Origin of the sequence: Streptomyces sp. NPDC047971, assembly GCF_040653355.1 — a bacterium.
GTDB lineage: Bacteria > Actinomycetota > Actinomycetes > Streptomycetales > Streptomycetaceae > Streptomyces.
On record NZ_JBEZNW010000013.1, the window covers coordinates 125514 to 141843 of the forward strand.

Consider the following 16330-nt stretch of genomic DNA (forward strand, 5'->3'; position numbering starts at 1 on the left):
AGTTTCGATGGTATGAGGACCAGGCCGTTCCACCTCCTGTCGGCCCTCGCCGGGCTGGCCATGCTGCTGCTCCTGGTCCTGGCCCCCTCCGCGGGGGCCGGGACCACCGGGATACCGGACGCGGGCTCGGCTCTGAAGCAGGGCCCGGTGTACGTCGACCCGGGCGCCGCCGACCAGCTCTCGCCGGCCGAGGCGAACGCCCTCGCCCAGAAGATCGAGGACGCCGACAAGCCGCTCTTCGTCGCCGTGCTGCCCGCGTCCAGCGAGTATCCGTCCGAGAACCTGCTGCGCAATCTGCGCACCCAGACCGGGGTGACGGGTCTGTACGCGGTCCGGCTCGGTGACGGGTTCGACGCCGCGGCCGACCGCTCGGTGATGTCCCCGCAGGCCGTGGACAACCTGGTCACCTCCGTACGACAGCCCGGGGTGGACGCCGCCACCGAGCTGAACAACTTCGTCGACCAGGCCCTGCCGACGATGTCCGGCACCGCGCCCTCCACCTGGTCCGCGGCGGGCGCCGACGACGGTGTTCCCGTCGGCGGGCTGATCACCCTCGGCGCGGTCGTCGTCGCCGGTGGCGCCGGCGCGTACGCGGTCGTCCGGCGCAAGCGGCTCCGCAAGGAGGCCGAGGAGCGCGAGGCCCTGGAGAGGCTCCGGGTCGTCGTCGACGAGGACATCACCGCCTTCGGCGAAGAACTCGAACGCCTCGACTTCCACCCGGCCGAGCCAGGGGCCGACGACGCCATGCGCGGCGACTACGAGCGGGCACTGGACTCGTACGACAAGGCGAAGTCGCTGATGGGCTCCGCCACCCGTCCGCACGACGTCAGGCCGGTGACCCAGCAGCTGGAGGACGGCCGCTACTCGCTCGCCGTCCTGGCAGCCCGCCGCGAGTCCCGGCCGCTGCCCGAGCGCCGACCGCCCTGCTTCTTCGACCCGCGCCACGGCCCCTCCGCCGAGGACCGGACCTGGACCCCGGCCGGCGGCACCGCCCGCGAGGTCCCGGTCTGCGCCGCCGACGCCGCCCGTCTCGACGACGGGCAGGATCCCCTGGCCCGGACCGTCGACACGTACGACGGTCGCCGCCCGTACTGGGAGGCGGGGCCGGCGTACGGCCCGTGGGCCGGCGGCTACTTCGGCGGCGGCCTGCTCCCCGGCCTGCTCGCCGGCACCCTGCTCGGCTCGATGCTCGCCACCCCCGCCTACGCCACCGAGTACGGCGGTGGGGAGTTCGAGGGCGGCGACTTCTCCGGAGGCGACTTCAGCTCCGGCGACTTCGGCGGTGGCGATTTCGGCGGCGGTGGCGGCGGTGGCTTCGGCGACTTCGGAGGCGGCGGGGACTTCGGAGGCGGCGGGTTCTAGCGGGCGGCTCCGCGGGCCCGGACGCCAACCCCCGTGCGGTCCCGGCCGCGGACCGGATGCCATCCCCGGGGCGGCCCCGGACGCGGCCCGGACGCGGCCCCGGAGTCGTCGTCCCGGCCGGCGGAGTCGGCGGGTGCACGTCGACGGCTACACCAACGGCTTCACCGACATCAGCAGATGCTGGTGGATCCCGTCCTCCCGGTCGGTGATCAGGGCGCGCTGGCCCGGGCCGAGGAGGTGGAAGCGGACGGAGTCGGTGTCGAAGCTGCCGAGCGCGTCCAGCAGATAGCCGGGGTTGAACGCGACCGTCATCGACTCCGTGCCCTCCAGGAGCGCCGGAAGCCGCTGGGAGGCCACGTCGTCCTCGTACCCGGCCCGGAGCTGGACGGTGTCGCCGGCGAAGGCGAGCTGGACCGGGCTGTCGCCCTCCGCGACCACCGCGACCCGCTTCACGGCTTCCAGGAGCGGAGCCCGCTCGGTCACGGCGACGGCGTGCTCGCCCAGGGAGAAGAGCTTGTCGTGGCGGGGGAGCCGGCCGTCGAGCAGTCGCGTCGTCGTCCGTGTCCCGTCGCTCTCGAAGCCGATCGAACCGGCGTCCAGGGCGAGCCGGACCGGTCCCGCCGTCGTCAGGGAGCGGGCGATCTCGGTCAGCCGGCGCGCCGGTACGACGACGTCCGCGCCCTCGGTCTCCTCGGAGACCGTGTCCCCGCCCTCCGGCTTCCACTCCAGGGTGCGGACCGCGTAGCGGTAGCGGTCGGTCGCGGCCAGCGTCATCGCCGTACCGTCCAGGGCCAGCCGTATCCCCGTCAGGACCGGCAGGGAGTCGTCCCGGCCCGCCGCCACCGCCACCTGTCCGACGGCCTGTGCGAACGCCTCGGCGTCCACCACGCCCCGGAACGCGGGCAGCCCGGGCTGGGCCGGATAGTCGTCGAGCGGCAGCAGGGAGAGCCCGAAGCGCGCCTCCCCTCCGGTCACCGAGAGGCGCGCCCCCTGGACCGCGCACTCCACGACGCCCCGGGGCAGCACCTTGCAGATGTCGAGCAGCCGCCGCCCGAGGACCAGCGCCCTGCCGTCCCGTGCGGTGTCGGCCTCGACCTCGATGCGCGCCGACGCCTCGTAGTCGAGGCCGGAGACGCGCAGCCGGCCGCCGCCCGCCTCCAGGAGGAGTCCGCCGAGTACGGGCACGGGCGACCGGGCGGGCAGCACACGGGCGGCCCAGGCCACGGCGTCGGTCAACTCACTGCTGTCGATGCGGAATTCCATGGCGCCGACGCTAGCGGTGGCCACTGACAACGCCCCGCGACGCCGAGCGCCCGCCCTCCGTCGTGACGGAGAGGCGGGCGCGCTCGTGGTGCGGGGACGAGCCGTTCGGAGGGCCGAAGGCTCAGGCGGCGTTCTTGATCGCGGAGATGTCGAAGTTCAGCTTCACCTTGTCGCTGACCATCACACCGCCGGTCTCCAGGGCCGCGTTCCACGTCAGGCCCCAGTCGGAGCGGAGGATCTCGGCCGAGCCCTCGAAGCCGACGCGCTCGTTGCCGTAAGGGTCCGTGGCCGTGCCGTTGAACTCCAGGTCGATGGAGAGCGGCTTCGTGACGTCCTTGATGGTGAGGTCACCGGTCACGCGGTACTTGTCGCCGCCCAGCTGCGCGGCCTCCGTGGAGCGGAAGGTCATCAGCGGGAACTGCTCGGCGTCGAAGAAGTCGCCGCCGCGCAGGTGGCCGTCGCGGTCGCCGATGCCCGTGTCGACGGAGGCGATCTTGACGTCGATCGAGGCCGTGGACGCCCCCGGGTTCGAGCCGTCGAGCTTCAGCGTGCCCTCGTGCTCGCCGAAGGTGCCGCGCACGTTGGTGACCATCGCGTGACGGACGGTGAAGCCGATGCTGCTGTGCGCCGGGTCGATCGTGTAGTCGCCGGTCAGCGCGGCGAGCGCCGGGTCGACGGGGAGGGTGGCGACGGCGGTGTCGTTCTTGCGGCTGAAGATGCCCATGACCTGCTCCTTGGGGACGGTGCGCGGATGCGGCGCGCTGGCTGGATGCCATTTGTTGAAGCTTCAACGAGAACGACAGTAACCCTATTCCATTCAACTTTCAACATCCTGGTGGGATGTTTTCCCGGGTTCACCCGAAAGACGCCGAGGCCCTCTGGCGTACGCGCGTAGAACTGCGGCACCATCTCCCTGCTCCACCTGCACAGCCGTCCCCACCGTCACGGTCACCAGCAGGAGGCAACCCCCGATGAAGCTCCGCTCCGTCCTCACCGCGCTCGCCCTGGTGCTCGGCGCCCTCTTCGCCCCCGGCGTCGGCGTCCTCGGCGGCGCCACCGACGCCCAGGCCGCCACCAAGATCAGCCACGCCACCGCGACCTCGATGTTCCGCAACGCCGGAATCACCTGGTCCTCGTCCGGCGGCTGCTCCGACCGCAACAACCCCACCTGCACCTCGTTCGAGCAGCTCAACCTCGCCACGGCACAGGGCGCCCAGACCCTCAGGAGCGCCAGCGGCTGCGCGCTCAACATCACCGGCGGCACCGAGACGGGCCACGCCGGCGGCACGTACTCCCACTGGAACGGCTACAAGCTCGACTTCAGCAAGTACACGTGCGTCGGGAACTACATCAAGAACACCTTCACCTACATCGGGGTGCGCGGCGACGGCGCTCCGCAGTGGAAGTCCGGCGCCGGCAACATCTACGCCGACGAGGGCAACCACTGGGACGTGACCTACTACAACTGCGGCGGCTGCTGACCGTCGTACCCGCGCCAAGAAGCCCCCTTCGACGGTCACTTGGCGGATTCCAGCAGTCGTCGCAACACAGAGGCTGTAGGTGCGGTCAGGGTGGATGGCGCTCGGTGGTCGACGAAGCCTGGCCCGGCCCGGGGCCGGGATGTGTGGGCCGGAAGCCGGTCCCGGATATCGTGGCCATTCAGCGCGATGGCTCGACCAGGAGTTGGTGAGCTGAGAGGCGGGCCAAGTGACTGCTGTGACTCGTTTGGTCACTTATGTCGATCTGGACAAGGCTGCCACAGACGCTCAGCACACGTCGGTGACCGCGCGGCTTGAGGCTGTACTCGCAGATGACCGCAGCCTGGTGCTGCTGAACGACCGGGGGTGGAGTTGGACCGCATCGGCTCCCACGGACGCCTGGTCGCACATTTCGGCCGAGGAAATCGAGGAGGAGGCCCGGACGGTGGTCGGGCCGGACGAGCCGACCGGTGGCGAAACACACGAGCAGGTGGCGGCCGGCCACTGGAGCTTCCTGGCCGGCATCCTCACGCAGCAGGGTGTGGATGTGGAAGCGCAGGAGCTGGCCGGGCTTTCGCATGATGTTGTGCTGAGCGAACACCTGCGAGCACGGATTCGGGGCCAGTAGGTATCGGCGCTGTACTTCCGCGCCGGAGAGCGATCATGAGTCATTGCCTCATGCAGACGGGGTGATCGGCCGCGCGAGCAGTGCAGCGAGGCGCTCGGCTGGGGTTTCCCGGCCGAGCGTTTTGCGTGGACGTCCGTTGAGTTCGGCAGTGACGGCATCCAGGTGTTCTCGGCTGTGAACGGACAGATCAGTGCCCTTGGGAAAGTATTCAGCCCGCTCACGGGTCAGCTTCCCGCGTCCCCGCGGTGTGCGGATCTTGCGGATCTCGAAGGCCATCGCGTCCCCGGAGGTCGGGTGTTGCGATGATCGCTGGAACTCAAGCTTGGACTAACCGAAGGGGGTTCTTGGACTGGCGGGGCCGCTGGGGCCCGATCTCGTTGACGGTGCCTGGCGGGCAGGGGCCAACTAGTGCGCATGTCCCTCCCCGAGTCCCGAAGAATCCGCGCGGCCTGCGCGCTCGCCGTCGCCTCGTCGGCCGTGTTCGCCCTGGCCGGGCCCGCGCTCGCCACGCCCCCCGCCGCCGTCGCCGCAGCCCCGGCACGCGCCGGCGGCGAGGCCGTGATCGGCTCCGACCAGCTCTCCGTCGCGGTCGCCGAGGACTTCCCGCGCGTCCTCTCGTACACCGACCGCTCCACCGGCGCCCGGCTCCTCGGGAGCACGGCCCCGGTCACCGAGGTCGTCCTCAACGGCACGACGTACGCGGTCCGGGCCAAGGGCGCACCCGTCCTGACCGCCACCAGTGCGGCGTACACCCTCGCCTTCCCCGCCCTGTCCGGCGTCGAGATCGACGCGACACTGAGCGTGCGCGGCCGGGCCACCACCTTCAAGGTCACCGCGGTCCGCGACACGGAGGGCTTCCGGGTCGGCACCCTCGACATACCGGGCCACGACCTCGTCTCCGTCGGTTCGTCCGACACCGGAGCCAGGACCGCCTTCACCCGGCTCGACCCCGACTCCACCCGCACCGCCGACGTCTTCGCCGAGGTCACCGACGCCACCGCCGCCGAGAGCGCCCCCGTCGGAGCGAGTTACGCGATCGTCAACACCGACCGGCTCGCCGCCGCCGTCGAGTCCAACTCCAGCTACGACAAGCCCGCGGGAGCGAGCGCCCGCGACGGCGCCCGCTTCTGGCACCAGGCCCGCAGGACGGCCGTCGAGACCCGCGTCGGCGTCTGGTCCGGCCAGTGGACCTACCGCGGAGAGGGGGCCCCGCGGCCCGAGAGCGGCGACGGCCTCCCCTGGGCCAAGGTCGTCGTCACCCCCGACGCCAACGCCGACGGGAAGACCGACTGGCAGGACGGCGCCGTCGCCTTCCGCACGATCGGCGTCACGGCACCCGGCAGCGCGCAGACCCCCGACCGCGTCATCGCCCACATCCCGTTCAACTTCGCGTCCAACGCCACGCACCCCTTCCTGCGCACCCTCGACGACGTCAAGCGGATCTCGCTCGCCACCGACGGGCTGGGCCAGTTCGCCCTGCTGAAGGGGTACGGCTCCGAGGGCCACGACTCGGCGCACCCCGACTACGGCGGCAACTACAACAAGCGCGCCGGCGGCCTCGACGACCTCAACAAGCTGCTCAGGGAGGGGAAGAAATGGGGCGCCGGCTTCGGCGTCCACGTCAACGCCACCGAGTCGTACCCCGAGGCCAGGAACTTCAGCGAGACCCTGGTCGACAAGACCAAGCCCGGCTGGAACTGGCTCAACCAGAGCTACTACATCGACCAGCGCCGGGACGTCAACAGCGGCGACCTCGCCCGCCGCTTCCAGCAGCTGCGCGACGAGACCGACCGCAATCTGTCGATGCTCTACATCGACGTCTACTACACGCACGGCTGGATCGCCGACACCACGATGCGAGCCGTCCAGGCGCAGGGGTGGAACGTCGCCACCGAGTGGTCGGAGAAGTTCGAGCGCGCCTCCCTCTGGTCCCACTGGGCCAACGACCTGAACTACGGCGGCGCCACCAACAAGGGCCTCAACTCGCAGATCATCCGCTTCATCCGCAACGGCGAGAAGGACGTCTGGAACAACCACCCGGTCCTCGGCCAGACCGCCCTCGAAGACTTCGAGGGCTGGACGGGAGAGACCGACTGGAACCACTTCTACGCCAACATCTGGCAGAAGAACCTGCCCGCCAAGTACCTCCAGCGGCAGGCGATCACCCGCTGGAACGGCGACGACCTCACCTTCACCGGAGGGGTGCGCGGCACCGTCGAGGACGGCCGGCGCACCTTCTACGAGAACGGCCGCAAGGTCCTCGACGGCGAGAACTACCTGCTCCCCTGGGACGGCGGCAAGAAGCTGTACCACTTCAACAAGGCGGGCGGCCGCACCACCTGGGCCGTCCCGGGCACCGGCTCCTACGCCGTGTACAAGCTCACCGACAACGGCCGGGTGAAGACCGCGACCGTACGCCCCGTCGACGGCAGGATCACCCTCGACGCCGTCGCCGGGCAGCCCTACGTCCTCTACCCGAACCGCGCCCCCGAGCCGCGCGACCCCCAGTGGGGCCAGGGGACCCCGGTGGCCGACCCCGGATTCAACGACGCGAGGCTCTCCGCCTGGACCAGGGCCGGCACCGTCGCCCGTGACACCGACGCCCAGGGCCGCAACAGCGCCAGGATGACGGGCCCGGCGACCGCGTCCGTCCAGCAGAGGGTCACCGGCCTCACCCCCGGCGAGCGGTACACCGCCTCCGCCCTGATCGAGGTCGAGGCGGGCAGGACCCGGCCCACCACGCTCTCCGTCGGAGGGGCGTCCGTCACCGTCGAGCGGTCGGCCGTCCAGAACCGGGTCGCCGCATCCGACTGGAACGGCACCCGCCTCCAACGCGCCAAGGTCACCTTCACCGCCCCCGGCAGCGGCTCCACCACGCTCCGGATCGAGGCCGCGAGCGGCAGCCCGGCGGCCGTCCGGATCGACGACGTCCGGATCGTCGCCAACGACCCCGCCACCAAGGCCGGCGCTCTCGTGCACGAGGACTTCGAGGCCGTCGACCAGGGCTGGGGCCCCTTCCTCAAGGGCGACGCGGGCGGCACGAACGACCCGCGCACCCACATCGCCCAGCTGCACACCCCGTACACCCAGGCGGGCTGGAACGGGAAGCTCGTCGACGACGTCATCGGCGGCGCCGAGTCGCTGAAGTCCCACGACGAGAACAGCGGGCTGGTCTACCGGACCGCGCCCTGGACCGTGCCGATGAAGGACGGGCGCGACTACCGCGTCGAGTTCGACTTCCAGTCGAGCCACCCGGGCGCCTACGAGTGGGTCACCGGCTACGACCGTGTGGACGGGACCGCGGTGGAGACGCGCCGTACGCCCGTCGGGCAGCAGAGGAGCACGGGGCACTTCTCCGAGACCGTGACCGCCGGCTGCGGCGACACCTGGACCGGACTGCGCAAGCGCGGGGACGCCCCCGACGGGGCCGACTTCGTCCTCGACGGCTTCACCGTCACCGACCTCGGTCCGGCGCCCGAGAAGGCCGCCTGCGGCACGCTCGCCCTCGACGCCCCGGAGACCCTGGAGCCGGGCCGCCCCCACCAGGTCACGGCCACCTTCGCCAACGACGAGGGCAGCGCCGTCGCCGGGGCCACGGCGGCCCTGGAGCTCCCCGCGGGCTGGACCGCCGAACCGGCGGGGCCGGTCGCCCTCGGCACGGTCGGTGCGGGCGCCGAGGCGACCGCCACCTGGCGGGTGACGCCCCCCGTGGACGCGAAGTACCAGGCGTACCCGCTCGGTTCGACGCTCACGTACACCGTCGGGGGAGAGGCGCGGAAGCTGAGCGCCGCCCTCTCCGTCCGCACCCTGCCTCCGCCGCCCACCGCGGACAGCTGGGCCAGCGATCTGGACTGGACGTCCGCGGCCAGCGGATGGGGACCGGTCGAGCGTGACCTCTCCAACGGCGGGACGGCCGCGGGCGACGGCAGCCCCCTCAGCATCGGCGGAGTGGCGTACGCGAAGGGGCTGGGCGCCCATGCCCCGTCCACGATCCGCTACTACCTGGGCGGGAGGTGCACGTCGCTGACCGCCGAGGTCGGTGTGGACGACGCCCAGGCGAGCCGGGGGTCGGTACAGTTCAGCGTGGTCGCCGACGGCACGGAGAAGGTGAAGTCGCCGGTCCTGAAGGCCGCCGACAGCGCCTGGCGGCTCACCGCCGACGTCACCGGGGCCTCCTATGTGGAGCTGGTGGTCGGCGACGGCGGCGACGGGAACGGCAACGACCACGCGGACTGGGGGAGCGCCCGCTTCCACTGCGGGGGCACCCGGTAGCGGCCGCTCGTCGGACGCGGAGCCCGGTGGAGGCGCCGGGGGGCCCAGAGCCCTCCGGCGCCTTCCCGCTCCGCCTCCGGCCCCGCTCCAGCCTCGGCTCCGGATCACTCCCGGTGCCGCCCGTGTCACGTACGGCGTCCGGGTGTCGTCCCGTGGGGTTGTGTGGAAAGCCTACAAACACATGGGGTGTATGGCTGTTGACTCGGCTCCCTCGTTCGGCGGTTCTGTCTTACTCCACCAGGAATCGACGCGGGAGACTGTACGGAGTGGACGGCGGGATTTGCTTGGTCGACTTCGTAGGGTCGGTACATGACCGTTGTGGACCAGATCTCGAGCGAGCCGACTGACGCGCGTGGCCGTGTGGCCGAACTGCACGCCCTGCGCGAGGAGGCTCGGCGCGGGCCGAGCGAGCGGGCGACCGAGGCTCAGCACGCCAAGGGCAAGCTGACCGCTCGCGAGCGCATCGAGCTGCTGCTCGACCCTGGTTCCTTCAACGAGGTCGAGCAGCTGCGCCGGCACCGCGCCACGGGCTTCGGCCTGGAGGCGAAGAAGCCCTACACCGACGGTGTCATCACCGGCTGGGGCACGGTCGAGGGCCGCACGGTCTTCGTCTACGCGCACGACTTCCGGATCTTCGGCGGCGCCCTGGGCGAGGCCCACGCCACGAAGATCCACAAGATCATGGACATGGCCATCGCGGCCGGCGCCCCGCTGGTCTCGCTGAACGACGGCGCCGGCGCCCGTATCCAGGAGGGCGTCTCCGCCCTCGCCGGCTACGGCGGCATCTTCCAGCGCAACACCCGCGCCTCCGGCGTCATCCCGCAGATCTCGGTGATGCTCGGCCCGTGCGCCGGTGGCGCCGCCTACAGCCCGGCGCTGACCGACTTCGTCTTCATGGTCCGCGAGACCTCGCAGATGTTCATCACCGGCCCGGACGTCGTCAAGGCGGTCACCGGTGAGGAGATCACCCAGAACGGCCTCGGCGGCGCGGACGTGCACGCCGAGACGAGCGGCGTGGCGCACTTCGCGTACGACGACGAGGAGACCTGCATCGCCGAGGTGCGGTACCTCCTGTCGATGCTGCCGCAGAACAACCGCGAGAACCCGCCGACCGTGGCCTCCGAGGACCCGGCCGACCGCCGCTCGGACGTCCTGCTCGACCTGGTCCCGGCCGACGGCAACCGTCCGTACGACATGCACAAGGTGATCGAGGAGCTCGTCGACGAGGGCGACTTCCTGGAGATCCACGAGCGCTGGGCCCGCAACATCATCTGCGCGCTGGCGCGCCTCGACGGCCAGGTCGTCGGCATCGTCGCCAACCAGCCGCAGTCGCTGGCGGGCGTGCTGGACATCGAGGCCTCGGAGAAGGCCGCCCGATTCGTCCAGATGTGCGATGCTTTCAATATCCCGATCGTCACCCTTCTGGACGTACCCGGCTTCCTGCCGGGCGTCGACCAGGAGCACGGTGGAATCATCCGCCACGGCGCGAAGCTGCTGTACGCGTACTGCAACGCGACCGTGCCCCGGATCAGCCTCATCCTGCGCAAGGCGTACGGCGGCGCGTACATCGTCATGGACTCCCAGTCCATCGGCGCCGACCTGACGTACGCCTGGCCGACCAACGAGATTGCGGTGATGGGCGCCGAAGGTGCCGCCAACGTCATCTTCCGCAAGCAGATCGCCGAGGCCGAGGACTCCGAGGCCATGCGGACGCGCATGGTCAAGGAGTACAAGGCCGAGCTCATGCACCCCTACTACGCGGCGGAGCGCGGACTGGTCGACGACGTGATCGACCCCGCAGAGACGCGCGAGGTCCTCATCAGGTCCCTCGCGATGCTCCGCACCAAGCACGCCGACCTGCCGTCCCGCAAGCACGGCAACCCGCCTCAGTAAGAGGAGCCACAGACGTGACCACGCCTGCCACAGCCAACCTTCTCCGAGTCGAGAAGGGCCACGCCGACCCCGAGGAGCTGGCCGCGATCACCGCGGTGCTGCTCGCCCGCGCGGCCGCCAAGCCCACCGAGACGTCCGCGCACGGCCGCTCCACGGCCGGCTGGCGCCGCCTGGAGCGCCAGTCGGGCTTCCGCCCCTCCCACTCCTGGCAGGGCTGACCCCAGCCGCACCGAAGGCCCCCGCTCCGACACGGAGCGGGGGCCTTCGGCGTTCCCGCGACGCACCCACCCGTCGGGCCCGTCCCCGCGCGCGAGCACGGCATCGGCCCGCCGCCCCCGCGCAAGCGCGAGCACGGCAAAGGCCCGCCGCACCGGAACGGTGCGGCGGGCCCTCCGCACGGGCGGCCCGTCGGGGACTACCGCAGGCGGGCCATGAGCGCGTGCTCGACCAGGGTGATGAGCGCGCTCTTGGCGTCCGCGCGGTGGCGGGCGTCGGTGGTGATGATCGGAGTGTCCGGACCGATCTGGAGGGCCTCGCGGACCTCCTCCGGGTTGTACGGCTGGTGGCCGTCGAAGCCGTTCAGGGCGATGACGAACGGCAGGCCGCTGTTCTCGAAGTAGTCGACGGCCGGGAAGCAGTCGGCGAGCCTCCGGGTGTCGACCAGAACGACGGCGCCGATCGCGCCGCGGACCAGGTCGTCCCACATGAACCAGAAGCGGTCCTGACCGGGCGTACCGAAGAGGTACAGGATCAGGTCCTGGTCCAGGGTGATACGGCCGAAGTCCATCGCGACAGTCGTCGTCGTCTTGTCGCCGGTGTGCGTGAGGTCGTCGATGCCCGCGGACGCAGACGTCATCACGGCCTCGGTACGCAGCGGGTTGATCTCCGAGACGGCGCCGACGAACGTGGTCTTGCCCACGCCGAAGCCACCCGCCACCACGATCTTCGCGCTGGTGGTTGAACGGGCCGCGCCGCCGCTAGAGCTTGCGAAGTCCACTGAGCACCCTTTCGAGCAGTGTCACGTCTGGCTGACCGCCGGCGGCCTCGTCGCCGCCGGGCTGGTGGATGGCGACAAGTCCGGCCTCGGCCAGGTCGGCGACGAGAATCCGGGCAACGCCGAGGGGAATGGAGAGAAGTGCCGAGATCTCCGCCACCGACTTGATCTCGAAGCACAGTCGGCAGATCCGCTGGTGCTCGGGCAACTGCCCCTGCAACCGGGCCGGATCGGCCGTCGTACTGACCAGCGCCTCGATGGCGAGCTGGTAACGCGGCCGGGTCCGGCCGCCGGTCATCGCATACGGGCGCACCAGCGGGTTGTTCCCGCCGGAAGCGCTGGAACCGCCGGAACCGCCCGCACCCCTGCGCGCGGCGCCCGGCGCGCCGACCGGAGCCGGCTGCTGGGCCTGAGGCTGCTGGTAGGGCTGTGCTGCGCCCTGTCTGCTCGGGGCGGAGGGAAAGTTGAACCGGTTCTGCGCGGTGTCGCCGTGCGGCTGCGATCCGTCAAAACCGTTGTAAGGGCGTCCGCCCGGGGGTGTACCCACGTCTCCTCCTCCGACTGCCTCGCGGTCCATGTCCCTGTGGAGCCGCGCCACCGCACCTTACGGTGCGGTGGCGTGAAACGCACTGTCTGTCTGTTAGTTGAGAAGACTTCCCTGAAGCTCCGCCCGGAGGTCAGGAGTCAGAACACTGCCCGCGCGGTCGACGAGCAGAGCCATCTCGTAGCCCACGAGACCGATGTCGGCCTCCGGGTGCGCGAGCACGGCCAGCGAAGAGCCGTCCGAGATCGACATGATGAAGAGGAAGCCCCTCTCCATCTCCACGACGGTCTGGTTGACCGCACCGCCCTCGAAGATGCGGGACGCGCCCGCGGTCAGCGAGGTCAGTCCGGAGGCGACGGCCGCCAGCTGGTCGGCGCGGTCCCGGGGGAAACCCTCGGACATCGCCAGCAGGAGTCCGTCGGCGGAGACCACCACGGTGTGGGACACCCCGGGGGTGTTGTCCACGAAGTTGGTGATCAACCAGTTCAGATTCTGCGCCGCCTGGCTCATGCTCACACTAACGCTCCTGGTTGTAGGTACTACCCGGGCCGAGGCCCGATCCGTTCGTGTCCGTTCCCGCGGTGCGTCCCTGCTGGACACCACGGCGCAGGTTGCTCAACCTGCCCCGCACGTCCTCGGGGGCGCGGGAGACCTGGGGGCCGCCCTGCGGGGTCTGCTCCGCCGTGCCCTCGACCAGATTGGCCTTGGGGACGCGCTTCGGAAGACCGGACGAGGTGACCCCGCCCGCCTTCGGGTCGCGGAGCTTCTCGGCCCGCTGCCAGCGCTCGTCGTTCGTCGAGCGCCATTCCTCGGTGCCGTCGGCTTGGTTCTGCTGCACCGGCTGCTGGACCGCCCGCGTGGGCAGACCCTGCTGCGCGGACTGCGAGCCCTGCGCCGCGATGCTGCCACGGCGCGGCAGACCGGCGTCGGTCATCGCGTGGCCGGCGTCCGGGGTGGGGTTCGGCGTGGGACCCGGACGGTCGAAGCCTACGCGCTCGGGGGCCGGTTCGGGAGCGCCGTGAGCAGATTCCGAATCCACACCGTACGACTGCTGGTAGCCACCCTGGTACGCACCCTGATCCTGCCAGTCACCCTGGTGGGCCTGGGGCTCGTACGCGTTGTCGTACTGCGCCTGGCCGTTCTCCTGGCCCTGATAGGCGGGTTCCGCATAGCCCTGCTCGGCGTACCCGCCGACGGGCTGACCGTAGGCGTCGTAGCCCTGGTCCTGGTAGGCGTAGCCGTCCTGCTGCGGAGCCTGGTCGGAGTAGTCGGGAGCGTACTCCTGGACGTACTCCTGCTCCTGTGCGTACTCCTGCTCGTACGGCTGCTGCTGCCCGTCTACCTCGTCGCGGTAGAGCGGACGCTCACCGCCGTGGGCCTGCGACTCCAGGGCCGCCCTGCGCTCCTCGCGCATCAGCGAACGGTTCACCGGGTCGAGCTGGCGGTCGTCCGTCTGCTCGTAGCGGGAGTCGTCGAAGCCGAGCTCCGCCGCGGTCCGCATCTGCGGCTGCGCGGGCTCGAAGGCGTGCTGCTGCTGTTGCGGGATGATCTGCGAGACCGTGAAGTCGTTCTCGGGGAGCTGCTCGCCACCACCACCGTGGGTGATCGCGTCCGGCAGCATGACCAGGGAGGTCGTGCCGGCCTGCTCGCCCGAGGGGCGGAGCTGGACGCGGATGCCGTGCCGGTCGGCCAGCCGGCCGACCACGAAGAGGCCCATGCGCTGCGAGACGGCGGCGTCCACGGTCGGCGGGTTGGCCAGCTTGTGGTTGATGTCCGCGAAGTCCTCGGCGGTCAGGCCGATGCCCTTGTCGTGGATCTCGACCATCACGCGGCCGTCGGGCAGTCGGGTCGCGGTGACGCGGACCTTGGTCTGCGGCGAGGAGAACGTGGTGGCGTTCTCCAGGAGCTCGGCGAGCAGGTGCACGAGGTCGGTCACGGCCTGGCCGTGGATCTCGGCCTCCGGGACACCGGCGAGCTCGATGCGCTCGTACTGCTCCACCTCGGAGGAGGCGGCGCGCATGACGTCGACGAGCGGCACCGGCTGGTCCCAGCGGCGGCCCGGCTCCTCGCCGGCGAGGACGAGGAGGTTCTCGCCGTTGCGGCGCATACGGGTGGCCAGGTGGTCCAGACGGAAGAGGTTCTCCAGCTGGTCCGGGTCGGCCTCGTTGTTCTCCAGGTCGGTGATGAGGGTCAGCTGGCCCTCGATCAGCGACTGGTTGCGGCGCGAGAGGTTGGTGAAGATCGCGTTGACGTTGCCCCGGAGCATGGCCTGCTCGGCGGCGAGCCGGACGGCCTCACGGTGGACCTGGTCGAACGCGCGGGCGACCTCGCCGATCTCGTCCTGGGAGTCGATCGGGATGGGCTGGACCCGGGTGTCGACCCGGCCCGGCTCGGTACGGGACAGCTGGTCGACGAGCATCGGCAGACGCTGCTCGGCGATGGCGAAGGCGGCGGTGCGCAGCTCGCGCATCGAGCGGCTCATCTGGCGCGCCATCATCCCGGCCAGGATGAAGGCCGCGAGGAGGGCGATGACGACGATGCCACCGTTGACGAAGGCGTCCGTCTTGGCGTCGGAGGAGATGTTCGCCGCCTCGGCCACGGCCTTGTCGACGAGCTCCTTCTCGACCGTGGTGTAGCCGTCGAACTTGCCGGTGGCCACGGCCATCCAGGTGTCGGCGGTGATCTGCTTCTGCTTCAGGGCGGCGATCGCGTCGGCGTCGGGGGCCGCGCCGATCTCCTTGACCACACCGGTGAAGACGGAGCCGTCCTGGCCCTTCGGCAGCGTGACGCCCGCCTGCTGCATCTTCTCGGCGCCGTCCTTGGCCTTCTCGGTCATGACCTGCTTCAGGCGGTCGACGTCCGCCTGGGTACCACCGGAGTTGTACTCGCCGAGGGCGATCTGCTCCAGGTAGTTGTACGAGTTGAAGGCCACGGACTGCTGGGCGAAGATCTTCTCGTCCTGGCTGGGCCGGACGAGGAGCTGGGTGCCGATCGAGCGCTGCAGCGACTCGGCCGCCTTGGCGAGCTGGACGGCGTAGAGCGTACGGCCGTAGGCGGTGACGTTGCCGGTGCCGAGGCCGAGCTCGTTGGAGAACTCCATCAGGAAGTGCTGGACGCCCGTGTACCCGAGCTGGGTGTTCACGGGGTCGAGGGCCTTGGTGTAGGCGACCTGGCGGAGCTTCGCGAGCTTCGGCTCCTCGTCCCTGAACAGCTTCAGGCGGCGCTCCAGGCCCTCGCCCTCGGGCATGTTCTTGGCGGCCTCGTCGAACTTGACCTTGGCGGCGTCGGTGGCCGCGTAGGCCTGGGCGACCTCGTCGCTCTTGCGGTCCTCGGGGGTCCTCGCCTTGAGCAGCGGAGTGGCGGTGAGGTCACGCTCGTTGAGCAGCGCCTGGCTGTACTCCGAGGCGGCGCGCACGATCAGCGCCGTCTTCTCGGCGTTCTGGGCCTCCTGCCAGGTGTCGATCGACCCCTTCACCTGGAAGCCGCCCATGACGAGGCCGACCAGCACGGGTATGAGGAGGATCGCGTTCAGCCTGGTCGGTACTCGCCAGTTGCGCGGGGACAGCTTGCTGGAGCTGCCCTTGCCGTTGCCGGCCTGGGGCGTCACCGGCGGTTCAGCGGGCGTCGCCACCGTGCGTGCCGGCGGCGTGAAGTTGCCTCGCGCCTGCTGCTCCGCGGAGCTTTCCTTGCTTCGCCTCACTCGACCAACAACCTCTCGGCGTCGGCACCTACGTTGTGCCGGTGTTTCGTTCAGGGCCGTACTACTCGGGAGTTCATGAATTGCAGCACGTGAAGGGTGTCCCCTCCAAACAGCCCTGAGCACTGGTTTTGGCCACGCGGAGCCCAAGATAAAACGGGCATAAAGAACGAGCCCCGCCAAAAAGCGAGGCTCATGT

12 protein-coding genes and 1 pseudogene are annotated in these 16330 nt (G+C 70.6%); 6 read left to right on the forward strand and 7 right to left on the reverse strand.

Annotated elements, in window-relative coordinates:
- Positions 1 to 12 precede the first annotated feature (12 nt).
- Entirely contained in the window at positions 13 to 1362 is a 1350-nt protein-coding gene (locus AB0D99_RS15335; protein WP_362360903.1) for a hypothetical protein, read from the forward strand.
- A gap of 147 nt (positions 1363 to 1509) precedes the next feature.
- On the opposite strand, the gene dnaN is transcribed toward AB0D99_RS15335, so the two are convergent.
- The gene (gene dnaN, locus AB0D99_RS15340; RefSeq protein WP_362360906.1) at positions 1510 to 2625 is read right to left on the reverse strand and encodes a DNA polymerase III subunit beta; all 1116 of its coding nucleotides are present in this window, start codon (positions 2623 to 2625) and stop codon (positions 1510 to 1512) included.
- A 121-nt stretch (positions 2626 to 2746) separates the two neighbouring features.
- Complete coding sequence (locus AB0D99_RS15345; RefSeq protein WP_362360909.1) at positions 2747 to 3349, reverse strand: YceI family protein; 603 nt, start codon at positions 3347 to 3349, stop codon at positions 2747 to 2749.
- Positions 3350 to 3596: 247 nt separating this feature from the next.
- Between AB0D99_RS15345 and AB0D99_RS15350 the strand changes: the two genes are divergently transcribed.
- Positions 3597 to 4106: a hypothetical protein gene (locus AB0D99_RS15350; RefSeq protein WP_362360912.1), complete on the forward strand. Its 510-nt coding sequence runs from the start codon at positions 3597 to 3599 to the stop codon at positions 4104 to 4106.
- 226 nt (positions 4107 to 4332) lie between these two features.
- The gene (locus tag AB0D99_RS15355) at positions 4333 to 4731 is read left to right on the forward strand and encodes a hypothetical protein (protein ID WP_362360915.1); all 399 of its coding nucleotides are present in this window, start codon (positions 4333 to 4335) and stop codon (positions 4729 to 4731) included.
- Between the two features lie 48 nt (positions 4732 to 4779).
- Here the strand turns inward: AB0D99_RS15355 and AB0D99_RS15360 are convergent.
- A pseudogene (locus AB0D99_RS15360) lies at positions 4780 to 4941 on the reverse strand (IS30 family transposase); the annotation flags it as partial.
- A 204-nt stretch (positions 4942 to 5145) separates the two neighbouring features.
- On the opposite strand from AB0D99_RS15360, the gene AB0D99_RS15365 reads away from it, so the two are divergent.
- From AB0D99_RS15365 to AB0D99_RS15375, 3 genes are all read left to right on the forward strand, one after another.
- Complete coding sequence (locus AB0D99_RS15365; RefSeq protein WP_362360918.1) at positions 5146 to 9003, forward strand: endo-alpha-N-acetylgalactosaminidase family protein; 3858 nt, start codon at positions 5146 to 5148, stop codon at positions 9001 to 9003.
- Between the two features lie 309 nt (positions 9004 to 9312).
- A complete protein-coding gene (locus AB0D99_RS15370) occupies positions 9313 to 10896 on the forward strand; it encodes an acyl-CoA carboxylase subunit beta (RefSeq protein ID WP_362360921.1) in 1584 nt (527 codons plus the stop codon).
- Positions 10897 to 10910: 14 nt separating this feature from the next.
- Positions 10911 to 11114, forward strand: coding sequence for an acyl-CoA carboxylase subunit epsilon (locus tag AB0D99_RS15375; protein ID WP_362360924.1), 204 nt, complete (start codon positions 10911 to 10913; stop codon positions 11112 to 11114).
- Positions 11115 to 11311: 197 nt separating this feature from the next.
- Here AB0D99_RS15375 and AB0D99_RS15380 read toward each other — a convergent pair whose 3' ends face one another.
- The 4 genes from AB0D99_RS15380 to AB0D99_RS15395 form a co-directional block, all read right to left on the reverse strand.
- Positions 11312 to 11893, reverse strand: coding sequence for an ATP/GTP-binding protein (locus tag AB0D99_RS15380; protein WP_050791473.1), 582 nt, complete (start codon positions 11891 to 11893; stop codon positions 11312 to 11314).
- Complete coding sequence (locus AB0D99_RS15385; RefSeq protein WP_362360928.1) at positions 11874 to 12437, reverse strand: DUF742 domain-containing protein; 564 nt, start codon at positions 12435 to 12437, stop codon at positions 11874 to 11876. The genes AB0D99_RS15380 and AB0D99_RS15385 overlap by 20 nt, the downstream gene beginning before the upstream one ends.
- Before the next feature lie 93 nt (positions 12438 to 12530).
- On the reverse strand, positions 12531 to 12944 hold the full coding sequence (locus tag AB0D99_RS15390; RefSeq protein WP_005311461.1) for a roadblock/LC7 domain-containing protein: 414 nt from the start codon (positions 12942 to 12944) through the stop codon (positions 12531 to 12533).
- A gap of 7 nt (positions 12945 to 12951) precedes the next feature.
- A complete protein-coding gene (locus AB0D99_RS15395; protein WP_362360931.1) occupies positions 12952 to 16134 on the reverse strand; it encodes a nitrate- and nitrite sensing domain-containing protein in 3183 nt (1060 codons plus the stop codon).
- Between the last annotated feature and the right edge of the window lie 196 nt (positions 16135 to 16330).